This window comes from Mycobacterium sp. BK086, assembly GCA_004362315.1.
Lineage (GTDB): Bacteria > Actinomycetota > Actinomycetes > Mycobacteriales > Mycobacteriaceae > Mycobacterium.
Genome location: SNWL01000003.1, coordinates 1776754 through 1789842, shown reverse-complemented (window position 1 = coordinate 1789842; position 13089 = coordinate 1776754). Strand labels below are relative to the sequence as shown.

The following is a 13089-nucleotide window of genomic DNA, read 5'->3' as shown; positions in this document are numbered from 1 at the left end:
GTATCGAACACTAGTTCGAACAACCGACAAAAAGAGACTTCGGAATCAAATCTGTGGATGAATCCGAGACTGTGGATAAACGCGGCTGCGGGCATGGCGGCCGACGTCGACCGTCCACCGGACTGCGTTGGTGGCCAATCGGATTCGTGCTTCGAGCCAACTACTCCGTCGGCGTCGTCCACACCTTGTCGATGCTGATCCGCAGCCGCAGGTTGTATCCGCCCATCGAATCGGTCAACCCGGCTTGATCTGACTGCGCACCGTATTTCGCCCAGAACGCCGCGTCGTCACGCGGGTCGGCATCCTCGCTGTCGACGGTGGCGGGACCTCCCACGACGATGATGCCGCCGCCGTCGCCGCTCGAGTCCAGATTCAGGCTGACTCGCGGATGCGAGCCGATGTGGCGCACCTTGGCCGAGCCGGGGGCGGTGTAGATGAGGACGTCGGTGCCGTCGAAGAAGAACCACACCAACTTGGGTACCGGTTGGCCGGATTTGGCGACTGTGGTCAACCAGCCGAAGTTGTCGCCGACAAGCCGATCGCGCACCTCTTGACTCAGTTCGATTGCCATGGCCCCGAATGTAGTCTCAGCCCATGACACTCGATCTGACCGTTGATGAACTCCTGACCTCCACCCGATCGGTTCGCAAGCGGCTCGACTTCGACCGGCCGGTGCCGCGTGAGGTGCTGATGGAGTGTCTGGATCTGGCGCTGCAGGCGCCCACCGGATCCAATGCCCAAGGCTGGCAGTGGGTCTTCGTCGAAGACCCCGCCAAGAAGAAGGCACTGGCCGATATCTACCGCGCCAACGCCACGCCGTACCTCGATCTGCCCAAGCCGGTCCGCGGCGATATGCGCGACGGCCAGATGGATGCGGTGCTGGATTCGGCCAAGTACCTGAACCAGAACCTCGAGAAGGCTCCGGTGTTCCTGATCCCGTGCCTGGAGGGCCGCCCCGACGGCGCACCGGCCGGGATGAGTGCGTCGTACTGGGGCTCGCTGCTGCCCGCCGTCTGGAGCTTCATGCTCGCCCTGCGCTCGCGCGGTCTGGGCTCGGCGTACACGACACTGCATCTCATCGGCGACGGCGAGAAGCAGGCCGCCGAGATCCTCGGCATTCCCTACGAGCAGTACGCCCAGGGCGGGCTGTGGCCGATCGCTTACACGAAGGGCACCGAATTCAAGCCCGCCAAGCGGCTGCCCGCCGAGCAGCTGACCCATTGGGACACCTGGTAATCAGACCGCTCCGGAAAACCCGACCTGCCGCCACGCCTCATAGGCGGCCACCGCGGCGGCGTTGGACAGATTCAGTGACCGCCGGCCCGGCAGCATCGGGATCCGCACCCGCTCGGTGATGTGCGGGTCGGCCAGCGTCGCGTCGTCCAACCCCGTCGGCTCCGGACCGAACAGCAGCACATCGCCGGGCCGATAGGCGATCTCGGCGAACGACCGCGTCGCGTGCGCGGTGAACGCGAACACCCGCGCGTCGCCGACCGCTTCCCACGCGTCATGAAGACTGGCGTGCACCGTCACCCACGCCAGATCGTGATAGTCGAGCCCGGCGCGGCGCAGCTTCGGTTCGGACAGGTCGAAACCCAACGGCTCGACCAGATGCAGTTCGCATCCGGTCGCGGCCACCATTCGGATCGCGTTGCCGGTGTTCGGCGCGATCCGCGGCGAATTGAACATCACTTTGAACACAACGCCCACCCTCCGGGTACGCGGATAATGGTGACATGGTCGAGACGAGCATCTGGATGCGGAAGGTCGAGGCCGATCCCGGGCATTCGCAGTGGTACATCGAGCGTTTCCGCGCCATGGCCAGTGCCGGTGACGATCTTGCCGGCGAGGCTCGCTTCATCGATGCGGTGGCTCCCCGCGGCGCGCGCATTCTCGACGCCGGCTGCGGCCCGGGCCGGGTGGGCGGATATCTGGCCTCGGTCGGTCACCAGGTGGTCGGCGTCGATGTCGACCCGGCGCTCATCGAGGCGGCCGAGCAGGATCATCCCGGTCCGCGGTGGCTCGTCGGTGACCTGGCCGAGCTCGACCTGCCCGCGCGGGGCATCGACGAACCGTTCGACGTCATCGTCTCGGCCGGCAATGTCATGACGTTTCTCGCCCCGAGTACCCGCGTCCGGGTGCTCTCCCGGTTGCGCGCCCACCTCGCGAGCGACGGCCGAGTGGTGATCGGTTTCGGTGCCGGCCGCGACTACGAATTCGGGCAGTTTTTTGACGACGTCGCCGACGCCGGATTCGCACCCGATCTGTTGCTGTCGACCTGGGATGTGCGGCCGTTTAGCGACGACTCCGACTTTCTCGTCGCACTTCTCCGCCCGGCATAGCAGTTGTGCCGCAGCACAATTTGCTCGACACCCCAATAGGCCAAATGCCATGGTCGGCCCCGTATCTCTCTGTTCAGTAACGACTCTGGAGAAGCTGGGCAATCGCTGTCATACTCGACGAATTGCCAGGGGTTATGCGCAGCTCCGTTGTGGTCAACACGGGCAGCGATGACCAGGAAGTCTCCGATGAATCAGATTCAACAGTCGACACCCGTGCCGTCGAAGCGGCCGTCGCGGTGGTCGCTGCGCAATTGGCCGGTACGCGGCAAAGTGTTTGCGATCGTGGCAATTCCGCTGGCGCTGGCGATCGCGTTCGCCGGCGCCGGAATCTGGGCTGAGGTCGACTCGGCGCGGGATCTGCAGGTGGCTGCCGATCGGGTCGAGATGATCCCGGTGATCGAGAGCTATGTGAGCGCGGTCGAAGGGGTCCTGCTGGCCTACAGCACCGGCGGGGATACCCAGGAGAAAGCAAACACATTCGACAAGGCCAAGGCCACGCTGCAGAACAAGCTGAACTCCACCGACGTCGCCGCAGACGTCCGCACCGGCGTGACCAGCCTGCTGACCAGTGGTCAGCAGCTCATCGGCGCGCTGTCGGCCAACACCATCGGACTGCGCGAGCGGATCACCACCTATGCGCCGATCCTGCTGACCGCCGAGGACGCCATCAACGGGTCGGTGCGTCTGGACGACGAGAAGCTCCGCATGGAGACCCAGGGGTTGAGCCGCGCTGTCGGTGCCCGTGGCCAGATGCTGATGCAGCAGCTGCTCGTCGAGCAGGGCGGTGACTTGGCCGAGCCGGAACTGCGCACCTCGATGATCACCCTGGCCGGCACCGAGCCGTCGACATTGTTCGGCATGAGCCAGGTGCTCGGCGTCGGCTCCCAGGACACCGCAAAACTGCAGAGTGAGATGGTCCGGCGGATGGGCATCATGTCCAACCCGGATGCCGTGTTGGTCGGCAACGCCGATCTGCGGGAGTCCATGCAGGCCACCGACACCATCGCCGCGCAGGTCATCAAGACCACCACCGCGCAGGTGACCTCGGCCGTTCAACAGCAGGCCTCCGAACGGCGCACCGCCGTCATCCGCGACTCTCTGCTGGTGTCGGCGGCGTTCCTCGTCGCGCTGCTGGTGGTGTTCCTGGTGGCGCGGTCGCTGGTCCGGCCGCTGCGCATCCTGCGCGATGGCGCCCTGCGGGTCGCGCACACCGATCTCGAGCAGGGCATCGCCCGGGTGCGGGCCGGTGACGAACGCGAGCCTGAACCGCTGCCGGTCCACACCACCGAGGAGATCGGCCAGGTCGCGCATGCCGTCGACGAGCTACACGCCCAGGCGCTGCTGCTGGCCGGTGACGAAGCTCGGCTGCGACTGGTGATCAACGAGATGTTCGAGACGATGTCGCGGCGCAACCGCTCACTGGTCGACCAGCAGCTCGCGCTCATCGACCGGCTGGAGAAAAGCGAAGACGATCCCGAGCGGCTGGAGAACCTGTTCCGGCTCGACCACCTCGCCACCCGGATGCGACGGATCGGCTCCAACCTGCTGGTGCTCGCCGGTGCGCAGGTGTCCCGTGACCACCGCGAGTCGCTGCCCTTGGCCAGCGCGGTCAGCGCCGCGGTCTCCGAGGTCGAGGAATACAAGCGGGTGGAGATCGGCGAGGTGCCGGACTCGGCGCTGGTGGGCCGGGTCTCCGCCGACGCCGTGCACATGCTGGCCGAGCTGATCGACAACGCCCTGCGCTACTCGCCGCCCATCTCTCCGGTGCGGGTCAGCGCGGAGCACACCAGCAATGCCGGGGTGCTCATCGAGGTGCACGACGACGGTATCGGCATGACCGACAGCGACCTGCGGATCGCCAATATGCGGCTGCACTCCGGCGGTGAGGTCAGCCAGGACAACACCCGGCACATGGGCCTGTTCGTCGTCGGCCGGTTGGCGCACATGCACGGGATGGCTGTGCGGCTGCGTAACGCGGTGGAGGGGGAGCCGTCCTCAGGGACCACCGCCGAGCTCTTCATTCCGCCGAAGCTGCTCGAGCACGGCGAGCCGATCGGCGCCGACGCACGCCGCTACGACGCCCCCGCGGACGCTGCCGTCCAGGATGACGTCTACGCCGAGGCCTTCCCCGCGGTGGTCGCGCCGACCGAGGTCGACGAGAGCGGCCTGCCGCGGCGCTCGCCGGGCTCCAGCGGAATCACCGGTGCGCCTGCGCGAGAAGAACCGGAACCGCAGCCGTCGCAGTGGTTCGCGCACGCCGACGAACCCGCCCCTGCGCGGGCGCACCCGTCGGATACCGCGCCGTTCTTCATGTCTCGTGCCCGCGCGGACCAGGCGCGTGAGGAGAACCTCGACGTCAGTGACATGGATGTGCTTGCCGCCGAGATGTCGGCGCCGGAAGCCGAGGACACCGACACCGACTACATCTATCAGAAGATGCTGAACGAGATCATGGTCGACCCGCACACGCTGGTGGTGCCTCAGGACTGGAAGTCGGTGTGGGACAACGGCTGGGAGACGGCAGCCGAGGTGGAGAACGTCCCGGTGCAGGAGCACACCGAGCACGGTCTTCCGGTTCGTGACCCCGGTGCCCGGCTGGTGCCCGGCGCGGCGGAACCGGAACCGGCCCCGGCGCCTGATCTCCCGCAGCGTGATCCCGAGGCGGTGCGGGCGTCGTTCAGCAGCCACTTCGGCGGCGTGCGGGCCGCGCGTTCCGATATCCAGACCGGGTCGGTAGAGAACGGACAAGATCGCCAATGACGTATCCGCCACGGCCGTCGAACAATTCACTGGATTGGTTGGTGTCCAATTTCGCCCGTGACGTGCCCGGCGTCTCGCATGCGGTGCTGGTGTCGGTCGATGGCCTGCTGATCGCGGCCAGCGAGCAGCTCCCGCGCGAGCGCGCCGAGCAACTGGCCGCGGTGACCTCGGGGTTGGCCAGCCTGGCCGCCGGTGCGGCCCAGCTCTTCGAAGCCGGTCAGGTGTTGCAATCGGTGGTCGAGATGGCGGGCGGCTACCTGTTGGTGATGCGGGTGGGTGACGGCTCGCACCTGGCCACGCTGGCCGCACCTACCTGCGATATCGGCCAAATCGGTTATGAGATGGCCGTTTTGGTAGAGCGGGTGGGCAACGTCGTCTCCTCGTCCCGGCGCACGTGACCGGGCCCGCCGAGGCGAATCTGGTTCGCCCCTACACACTCACCGCGGGGCGCACCGACACGACCGTAGACCTTCCCGTCGAAGCACCGATCCTGACGTTGCCGTCAGCGTCGGACCACCACTGGCCCTCCGGCGACGTGCGCGGGCGGATCTGCATGCTGTGTACCGACAGCCCGTCGGTGGCCGAAATCTCGGCAACCCTTGAGCTTCCGCTGGGTGTCGCGCGCGTCCTCGTCGGTGACCTCGTGACGGCGGGCTATCTTCGGGTACAGACCACTTTGACCGACAGCTCGACGCCGGACGAGCGTCGCGACCTGATAGGAAGGACCCTTCGTGGCCTCCGAGCCCTCTGAGGGACGGGCATCCGCCTCGACGAAGATCGTCGTCGCGGGTGGGTTCGGCGCTGGCAAGACCACATTCGTCGGGGCGGTGTCGGAGATCATGCCGCTGCGCACCGAAGCGATGGTCACCGACGCATCCACCGCGGTCGACGCGCTGGAAGCCACCCCGGGCAAGACGACCACGACGGTGGCGATGGACTTCGGCCGGATCACCCTCGATGAGGATCTGGTGCTCTACCTGTTCGGCACCCCGGGGCAGCGCCGGTTCTGGTTCATGTGGGACGACCTGGTGCGCGGCGCGATCGGGGCCATCATCCTGGTCGATGTGCGCAGGCTGCAGGACAGCTTCGCCGCTGTCGATTTCTTCGAGCACCGCAAGATGCCATTCCTGGTCGCGGTCAACGAATTCGACGGAGCACCAAGGTATCCCACCGATGAGGTGCGCCGGGCGCTGACACTGCCGGAGACGACGCCGGTGATCACGCTCGACGCCAGGGACCGCAAGTCGGCCACCGATGCGCTGATCGCGATCAGCGAGTACGCGCTGGCGCGGCTGTAGTGCAGCACTGGATCGACCGCGAATTCACCGGCGAAGATTTTCGCGACGAGGATCTCTCCGGCCTGCAGACCGAGCGGGTGGTGTTCACCGAGTGCGACTTCGGCGGCGCGAACCTGTCGGAGTCGACGCATCTGGGGACAGCGTTCCGCAATTGCCGGTTCCTGCGGACCACGCTGTGGCACAGCACCTTCCGCAATTGCAGCATGCTGGGCTCGACCTTCGAGAACTGCCGGCTACGTCCGATCGTCTTCGACGAGGTCGACTTCACGCTCGCTGTCCTCGGCGGTGCGGACCTGCGCGAGGTGGACATGTCGGGGTCTCGGTTGCGCGAAACCAGTTTAGTGCAAGCCGATTTGCGTAAGGCCGTGCTGCGCGGAGCCGATCTGACCGGTGCCCGCACCAACGGGTTACGCCTCGAGCAGGCCGATCTGCGCGCCGCGCGGATCGACCCGACCCTGTGGACCACGGCGGCCTGCCGGGGCGCGCGCATCGACGTCGCGCAGGCACTGGCGTTCGCGGCCGCGCACGGCCTCGACGTCAGCGGCGACTAACCCGCGTCACTTGGCAAAGTGCAGGTATGCCGCTAGTGCGATGACGAACAGCACCAGCATCACTTCGAGGAATACCTTCGCCTTGTTGATTCGCGTCCGTCGCTCGACCCGCCCGGATGCAATGTCATCGTGGACCAACGCGCTCAGACCGAATTGCGTGACGAGCGAGAGCCAGTCCGCGTCCGCCAGTTCATGGGTGACTCGCTTTTCGTTCGGTACCCGGTCACGCCAGCGATACCGGTACATGTCGTCGCCCCAGGCTGATCCCAGCGACCGCGCACCAATGCTGATCGGTTGCAGTTCAGGAATGTCCAGAATCACGAGAGGCTGTGTGCCGTTGAGGGATTCCAAGCGCATGTATTGATATTTGGCCGGCGTTGCCGTCACCTGTGCAACCGCGGCCGAGGCAACCAACTCGTTGGTGTCCGAATCGCTCAACGTGATGGCGCCGCCATCTCCGATGTCCAGGACAAGCGGCGGCGTGGGTTTGCGTTGCATCCACCCTGCGGAGGTGGGCGTAGCCGGGACCAGCTCGAAGCGCATGGGCCAGACACTAGCAACGCCCCGCGGCTACCGATCCCGAAAAAGTACTACTTCCAGACCAGCAGATCCTCGACGCCGTTGTTGTAGACCACCGAGGTCGGCGCGGGTCCGGTCACGTCGAAGTACAGCTTGCCCCAGGCAGAATCACCCGGCAGCAGCGTCCCGCCCGGGATCCCCGTCGGCGTGGCGGCCTGCCACAGCGCCGGGTAGTTGGCGCCGTTCGCGGCGCGCGCGTTGAAGTCCGGAATGATCGGCGTCACGCCACCTTTGGCGGCGCGGACCTTGGCCGTGGCCTCCCACAGCTTGCCCGCCAACGGGTAGCCGGGGATGGTGTCGGTGCTCGGCTTCAGATCGCTGACCTTCCAGACCGTGATGGAAGCGCCGCCGTTGTCGACCAGGTGGTTCCAGCCGCCGAATTTGTCGACGCTGGGATCGGCTGCCGCGGTGGGGGCGAGCACGACCGACAGGCCCACTGCTGCGGCCAGCGCCGCCGCTTTCATCCTCATGCGCCGAAACGCTATGGACGTCGGATGAACAGCAGTCAACCGCGACGCGAATTCCAGTTGCGCTGCACCTCAACGGGAGCTGGCTTAGCTCAAGCGCTCTTCAGCCGGATCTTCCACCGCACGAGGCTCAAATACCCGACGCACAGCGCGCCCAGCATTCCCATGTTGAACCACCACGCCGACGCGGTGTGATGCCAATGCGCGTCCTTGGGCGTCAGCGGGCCGGGCACCAACTTGATCAGATCGATCGTCGACGCCGACGCCGCAAAGCCCCAGCGGGCCGGGGTGATCCACGACAACTGGTCGAGCACCAGGCGGCCGGTCACCGGGATCATGCCGCCGGAGAACACCAGCTGACTCATGACGGCGACCACCAGCAGCGGCATGATCTGCTCGTTGGATTTGGCCAGTGCCGACAACGCAAGACCCACCATCGCCGCGGTGACGGTGGTCGCGGCCATCACCACGAACAGCTCCAGTGTCGGGCTCAGGAATGTCAGTGACCCCTGCGTCGGCCCGCCCTTGCCCGCGATCGTGATCGCCGTGACGATCGTCGACTGCACGATCGCGAACACGGCATAGATGCAGACCTTCGCCAGCAGGTAGGCCGTGGTCGACAACCCGACGGCCTGTTCTCGACGGAAGATCGGCCGCTCGCCGATCAGGTCACGCACCGTCAGTGCGGTTCCCATGAAGATCGCGCCGACGTTGAGCAGCACCAGAATCTGGCCCGGCTCGTTGGGGGCATCGCCCATCGGATCGGGCACCCCGAAGCCGACGGTGCCCGGCACCGACAGCGACAGCACACCCATGATGAACGGCAGCAGCGCCAGGAAGATGAAATAGCCCCGGTCGGACACGATCAGCCGCATCTGACGACGCGCGATCGTCGAGAACTGCCGGAACAGGCTGGTATGCGTGGGCTCGCCCATGTTCGACGGCGCCTCTTGCGGCGGCGGTGGGGGAGTCGGCCCGGTCTGCGCGAGGTAGCGGTGATGGGCGGCGTCGGGATCACCGGCGACCGAGCTGAAGATGTCGGCCCAGTTGGTGGTGCCCATCGCCGGACCGATCTGGCTCGGCGGACCGCAGAACGCGGTCTTGCCGCCCGGTGCCAGCAGCAGCACCTGATCGCACACATCGAGATACGTCAGCGAGTGCGTGACGACCAGTACCACGCGGCCGGCGTCGGCCAGCTGGCGCAGCATCGTCATGACCTGACGGTCCAGTGCCGGGTCCAGACCGGACGTCGGCTCGTCAAGGATCAGCAGCGACGGGCCGGTCAGCAGCTCCAGGGCCACCGACGCGCGCTTGCGCTGCCCGCCGGACAGCTTGTCCACCCGGGTGTTCGCGTGCTTGGTCATCTCCAGCTCGGACAGCACCTGGGCGACCACCTGCTGGCGGTCCTCCTTGGTGGTATCCGGCGGCAGCCGCAATTCGGCGGCGTACATGAGCGCCTGGTTGACGGTCAGCTGGCCGTGCACGACGTCGTCCTGCGGCACCATGCCGATCCGGGAGCGCAGCGAGGCGTACTCGGCGTGGATGTTGTGACCCTCGAAAGCGACTGTGCCGCTTGTGGGATGGGTGTAGCCGGCGACCAGCCGCGCGAACGTCGACTTGCCCGCGCCGGACGGGCCGATCACCGCGGTCAGGGTGCCGGGGCGCGCCGTCAGCGAGATGTTGTCCAGCAGCGTCTTGTTGTTCTCGATCGTCCACGTCACCGCGCGGACGTCCAGACCGCCGGTGGCGGTGGCCGCCTCGGTCTCGGTGCGCCGGGCCAGGGTGCCGCCGGCGAAGACGAGGTCGACGTTGCCGATTGTGACGGTGTCGCCGTCGTTCAGCATCGCGGTGTCGACGCGAGTGCCGTTGACGAACGTGCCGTTGATACTGCGGTTGTCGACGATCTCCGTGCCGCCCGGGGTGGGGATCAGCGTCGCGTGATGGCGTGAGGCCAGCACGTCGGGGATGACGATGTCGTTGTCGGTCGCGCGGCCGATCTTGATGCCGCCGGGCGGTACCTCGCTGGGCGCGCCCGGACGCAGGATCTTGAGCATCGACGTCGCGAGGTTCGACCCGGCGGGTTTGTCGCCGCCGACGGCCGGACGCATCTGGGTCGGCGCCGCCGCCGGGATGGCTCCCGTCGGCGGGTGGTACGTCGGCTGCGCGCGCTGTGCAGGCGCCTGCTGCCACGCTCCGGCGGTCGCCGGGCCGCGGGTCGGCTGCGCCGGCCACGACGGTGAGGACAGCGGCGCGGCCAGGCGCACCGAAGAGGTCTGCGGCGGACGCCCCACCGACCCCTGGGCGCGGCCGAGTCCGAAGCTGAGCGGCGGCCCGTCGGGGTTGCCGACGTTCAGCGTCATACCGTCGCTGATATCGACGGACGGCATCCGGCGGCCATTGACGAACATGCCGTTGAGCGAGCCGTTGTCGACGGCCATCCAGCGACCATGGTCAAAGCGCAACACCAGGTGAGCGCGGGATATCAAGGGGTGGGCGATTCGCACGTCGGCGCGCAGATCGCGGCCGACCACAACGTCATGGCCTGCGGCGAAGGTGCGCTCCGACCCGTCGTACCGAACTGTCAGAACGGGCGCGGCTGGTCGAGTCATCGCCACTAACTCTATCGGTAGAGGCGCCGTCGGCCCGTCATGCCGGACCGCCGGTCACCACACAAAGCGTCCGCGAGTAGATGGTCGGCATGCATTTGTTGCAGTGCGTGCACAGCGACTGCACAGAATGTGCTTCGCCGTCTGCCTGAATGCGATTGAGCAGATCCGGCTCGGCCAGCAGGGCCCGGCCCATCGCCACGAATTCGAATCCCTCGGCCATCGCGCGGTCCATCGATTCGCGGTTGGTGATGCCGCCGAGCAGGATCAGCGGCATCGACAGCTCCTTGCGGAACTGTTCGGCGTCGCGCAGCAGGTAGGTGTCCCGGTAGGGGTACTCCCGCATGAATTTCTTGCCGGTCATGCGCATGCCCCAGTTCAGCGGCCATTTCTGCGCGGCGGCGAATTCCTTGACCGGGGCGTCCCCGCGGAACAGGTACATCGGGTTGAGCAGCGAACTGCCGGCGGTGAGTTCGATGGCGTCCAGGCCACCGTCTTCCTCGAGCCACTTCGCGGTCTGCAGCGCTTCTTCGATCTGGATCGAGCCGCGCACCCCGTCGGCCATGTTGAGCTTGGCGGTCACCGCGATCGGGGCCGGGCCGAGTCGCTCGACCTCGCGGCGCACCGCCAGCACGATGCCCCGCGCCACCTTGGCCCGGTTCTCCAGCGAGCCGCCGAACTCGTCGGTGCGCCGGTTGATCATCGGGGACAGGAACGAGCTGGCCAGATAGTTGTGGCCGAGATGGATCTCGACGGCATCGAAACCGGAGTCGATGGCGAACCGGGCCGCCGAGGCGTGGGCGGCGATGACGTCGTTGATGTCGTCTTTGCTGGCGTGCTTGGCGAACTTCATGGACAGCGGGTTGAAGAAGCGGACCGGGGCCAGGGCGGTGGCCTTGTTCGAGCGGGCATTGGCCACCGGGCCGGCGTGGCCGATCTGCGCGCTGATCTTGGCGCCCTCGGCGTGCACGGCGTCGGCGAGGCGCTGCAGGCCGGGGACGGCTGCCGGGCGCATCCAGATCTGCCCGCCGTTGGTGCGGCCGCCCTGGCTCACGGCGGTGTAGGCGACCGTGGTCATGCCGATACCGCCGGCGGCGATGGCGCGGTGGAACGCGATCAGGTCATCGGAGACGACGTCGTCGGGCGTCCGGGCCTCGAAGGTGGCCGACTTGATGGTCCGGTTGCGCAGGGTGATGGGGCCGAGTTTCGCCGGGCTGAACACATCTGGCGCACTGTTCATAACCGCAGCTGACCACGCGGTACGCGATGCTGTCAACGACAGCTCCCGGTGCGATGGAACAATGTGGCGCGTGGTCGCAATCACCCTGGACGGCAAGCTCACCCGTGACGAGATTTTCGTCGATCTGAAGGACCGGGTGGCGGCGCTGACCGCCGCCGGACGCACTCCCGGACTGGGCACGGTGCTGGTCGGCGACGACCCCGGATCGCACGCCTATGTGAAGGGCAAGCATTCCGACTGCGCCAAGGTCGGGATCACCTCGATCCGCCGTGACCTGCCCGCCGACGTCAGCCAAGCGCAGCTCGACGAGACCCTCGACGAGCTCAATGCCAACCCCGAGTGCACCGGCTACATCGTGCAGCTGCCGCTGCCGCGTCACCTCGACGAGAACGCCGCGCTGGAACGGGTCGACCCCAACAAGGACGCCGACGGGCTGCACCCGACCAACCTGGGCCGCCTCGTGCTGGGCAAAGAGGCACCGCTGCCGTGCACCCCGCGCGGCATCGTGCATCTGCTGCGCCGCTACGAGGTGCCGATCGCCGGCGCGCACGTGGTGGTCATCGGCCGCGGTGTCACCGTCGGTCGCCCGCTGGGCCTGCTGCTCACCCGGCGCAGCGAGAACGCGACGGTGACGTTGTGCCACACCGGAACTCGTGACCTCCCCGCGCTCACCAAGCAGGCCGACATCATCGTCGCCGCCGTCGGGGTGCCGCACATGCTCACGGCCGACATGGTGCGGCCCGGCGCGGCCGTCGTCGACGTCGGCGTGAGCCGGGTCGAGGGCAAGCTCACCGGCGACGTGCATCCCGACGTCTGGGACGTCGCCGGGCACGTGTCGCCCAACCCCGGCGGGGTGGGTCCGCTGACCCGGGCATTCCTGCTCACCAACGTCGTCGAACTGGCCGAAGCGGGCCAGTGACCGCACGCGCGAGGCGCCGACTGCCGACTCGAGCGGAGGCGGTGGCCTTCACCCGGCGCGTGGTGCGTTCGCAGTGGCCCATCCTGAGCGTCGGGGTGATCTTCGTGGTCGCCTTTGTGCTGGTGGCAGCCGAATTCTGGCGGCGAGGTTCGCTGCTGATCGGCATCGCGGTCGGGGTTGCCGCAGCCTTCCGCCTGGTGCTCTCCGAAGAGCGGGCCGGGCTGCTGGTGGTGCGTTCCCGCGGTGTCGACTTCGCCACCATGACCACGGTCTGCGTGGTGATGGTCTACATCGCGTCGACGATCGACCCGCTGGGAACGTCATAGA

Annotated in this window: 15 protein-coding genes; 9 read left to right on the top strand and 6 right to left on the bottom strand. The window is 67.1% G+C overall.

The window, feature by feature from the left end; translation table 11 throughout:
- Positions 1 to 160: 160 nt before the first annotated feature.
- Positions 161 to 571: a TIGR03667 family PPOX class F420-dependent oxidoreductase gene (locus tag EV580_RS08900; protein ID WP_133690667.1), complete on the bottom strand. Its 411-nt coding sequence runs from the start codon at positions 569 to 571 to the stop codon at positions 161 to 163.
- 23 nt (positions 572 to 594) lie between these two features.
- Between EV580_RS08900 and EV580_RS08895 the strand changes: the two genes are divergently transcribed.
- Positions 595 to 1236 (top strand): nitroreductase family protein, encoded by a 642-nt coding sequence (locus EV580_RS08895; RefSeq protein WP_133690666.1) that lies wholly within the window; start codon positions 595 to 597, stop codon positions 1234 to 1236.
- Here the strand turns inward: EV580_RS08895 and EV580_RS08890 are convergent, their stop codons facing one another.
- Positions 1237 to 1689, bottom strand: coding sequence for a tRNA (cytidine(34)-2'-O)-methyltransferase (locus EV580_RS08890; RefSeq protein ID WP_502703921.1), 453 nt, complete (start codon positions 1687 to 1689; stop codon positions 1237 to 1239).
- 47 nt (positions 1690 to 1736) lie between these two features.
- Here EV580_RS08890 and EV580_RS08885 point away from each other — a divergent pair, with 47 nt between their 5' ends.
- The 6 genes from EV580_RS08885 (at position 1737) to EV580_RS08860 (ending at position 6951) form a co-directional block, all read left to right on the top strand.
- Entirely contained in the window at positions 1737 to 2342 is a 606-nt protein-coding gene (locus EV580_RS08885; RefSeq protein WP_133690664.1) for a class I SAM-dependent methyltransferase, read from the top strand.
- A gap of 186 nt (positions 2343 to 2528) precedes the next feature.
- Positions 2529 to 5102, top strand: coding sequence for a sensor histidine kinase (locus EV580_RS08880; RefSeq protein ID WP_133690663.1), 2574 nt, complete (start codon positions 2529 to 2531; stop codon positions 5100 to 5102).
- A complete protein-coding gene (locus EV580_RS08875; RefSeq protein ID WP_133690662.1) occupies positions 5099 to 5500 on the top strand; it encodes a roadblock/LC7 domain-containing protein in 402 nt (133 codons plus the stop codon). Before EV580_RS08880 ends, EV580_RS08875 begins: the two co-directional genes overlap by 4 nt.
- A complete protein-coding gene (locus EV580_RS08870) occupies positions 5497 to 5853 on the top strand; it encodes a DUF742 domain-containing protein (RefSeq protein ID WP_133690661.1) in 357 nt (118 codons plus the stop codon). The genes EV580_RS08875 and EV580_RS08870 overlap by 4 nt, the downstream gene beginning before the upstream one ends.
- Entirely contained in the window at positions 5834 to 6400 is a 567-nt protein-coding gene (locus EV580_RS08865; RefSeq protein WP_133690660.1) for a GTP-binding protein, read from the top strand. The genes EV580_RS08870 and EV580_RS08865 overlap by 20 nt, the downstream gene beginning before the upstream one ends.
- Positions 6400 to 6951, top strand: coding sequence for a pentapeptide repeat-containing protein (locus EV580_RS08860; RefSeq protein WP_133690659.1), 552 nt, complete (start codon positions 6400 to 6402; stop codon positions 6949 to 6951). Before EV580_RS08865 ends, EV580_RS08860 begins: the two co-directional genes overlap by 1 nt.
- Positions 6952 to 6957: 6 nt before the next feature.
- Here EV580_RS08860 and EV580_RS08855 read toward each other — a convergent pair whose 3' ends face one another.
- From EV580_RS08855 to EV580_RS08840, 4 genes are all read right to left on the bottom strand, one after another.
- Entirely contained in the window at positions 6958 to 7494 is a 537-nt protein-coding gene (locus tag EV580_RS08855; protein ID WP_133690658.1) for a hypothetical protein, read from the bottom strand.
- A 47-nt stretch (positions 7495 to 7541) separates the two neighbouring features.
- Entirely contained in the window at positions 7542 to 8000 is a 459-nt protein-coding gene (locus EV580_RS08850) for an MPT63 family protein (protein ID WP_133690657.1), read from the bottom strand.
- A gap of 89 nt (positions 8001 to 8089) precedes the next feature.
- Positions 8090 to 10612, bottom strand: coding sequence for an FHA domain-containing protein (locus tag EV580_RS08845; protein ID WP_133690656.1), 2523 nt, complete (start codon positions 10610 to 10612; stop codon positions 8090 to 8092).
- Positions 10613 to 10643: 31 nt separating this feature from the next.
- Positions 10644 to 11843 (bottom strand): NADH:flavin oxidoreductase, encoded by a 1200-nt coding sequence (locus EV580_RS08840; RefSeq protein WP_133690655.1) that lies wholly within the window; start codon positions 11841 to 11843, stop codon positions 10644 to 10646.
- Between the two features lie 70 nt (positions 11844 to 11913).
- Here EV580_RS08840 and EV580_RS08835 point away from each other — a divergent pair, with 70 nt between their 5' ends.
- A complete protein-coding gene (locus tag EV580_RS08835; protein WP_133690654.1) occupies positions 11914 to 12762 on the top strand; it encodes a bifunctional methylenetetrahydrofolate dehydrogenase/methenyltetrahydrofolate cyclohydrolase in 849 nt (282 codons plus the stop codon).
- 41 nt (positions 12763 to 12803) lie between these two features.
- Positions 12804 to 13088, top strand: a complete 285-nt coding sequence (locus tag EV580_RS08830; protein WP_133691103.1) for a DUF3017 domain-containing protein — start codon at positions 12804 to 12806, stop codon at positions 13086 to 13088.
- The last annotated feature ends 1 nt before the right edge of the window (position 13089 follow it).

Excerpts from the sequence above, each read along its gene's own strand:
- EV580_RS08875 (WP_133690662.1), top strand. The coding sequence starts at position 5,099 with ATGACGTATCCGCCACGGCCGTCGAACAATTCACTGGATTGGTTGGTG.
- EV580_RS08895 (WP_133690666.1), top strand. The coding sequence starts at position 595 with ATGACACTCGATCTGACCGTTGATGAACTCCTGACCTCCACCCGATCG.
- EV580_RS08850 (WP_133690657.1), bottom strand. The coding sequence starts at position 8,000 with ATGAGGATGAAAGCGGCGGCGCTGGCCGCAGCAGTGGGCCTGTCGGTC.
- EV580_RS08890 (WP_502703921.1), bottom strand. The coding sequence starts at position 1,689 with ATGTTCAATTCGCCGCGGATCGCGCCGAACACCGGCAACGCGATCCGA.
- EV580_RS08880 (WP_133690663.1), top strand. The coding sequence starts at position 2,529 with ATGAATCAGATTCAACAGTCGACACCCGTGCCGTCGAAGCGGCCGTCG.
- EV580_RS08840 (WP_133690655.1), bottom strand. The coding sequence starts at position 11,843 with ATGAACAGTGCGCCAGATGTGTTCAGCCCGGCGAAACTCGGCCCCATC.
- EV580_RS08885 (WP_133690664.1), top strand. The coding sequence starts at position 1,737 with ATGGTCGAGACGAGCATCTGGATGCGGAAGGTCGAGGCCGATCCCGGG.
- EV580_RS08900 (WP_133690667.1), bottom strand. The coding sequence starts at position 571 with ATGGCAATCGAACTGAGTCAAGAGGTGCGCGATCGGCTTGTCGGCGAC.
- EV580_RS08855 (WP_133690658.1), bottom strand. The coding sequence starts at position 7,494 with ATGCGCTTCGAGCTGGTCCCGGCTACGCCCACCTCCGCAGGGTGGATG.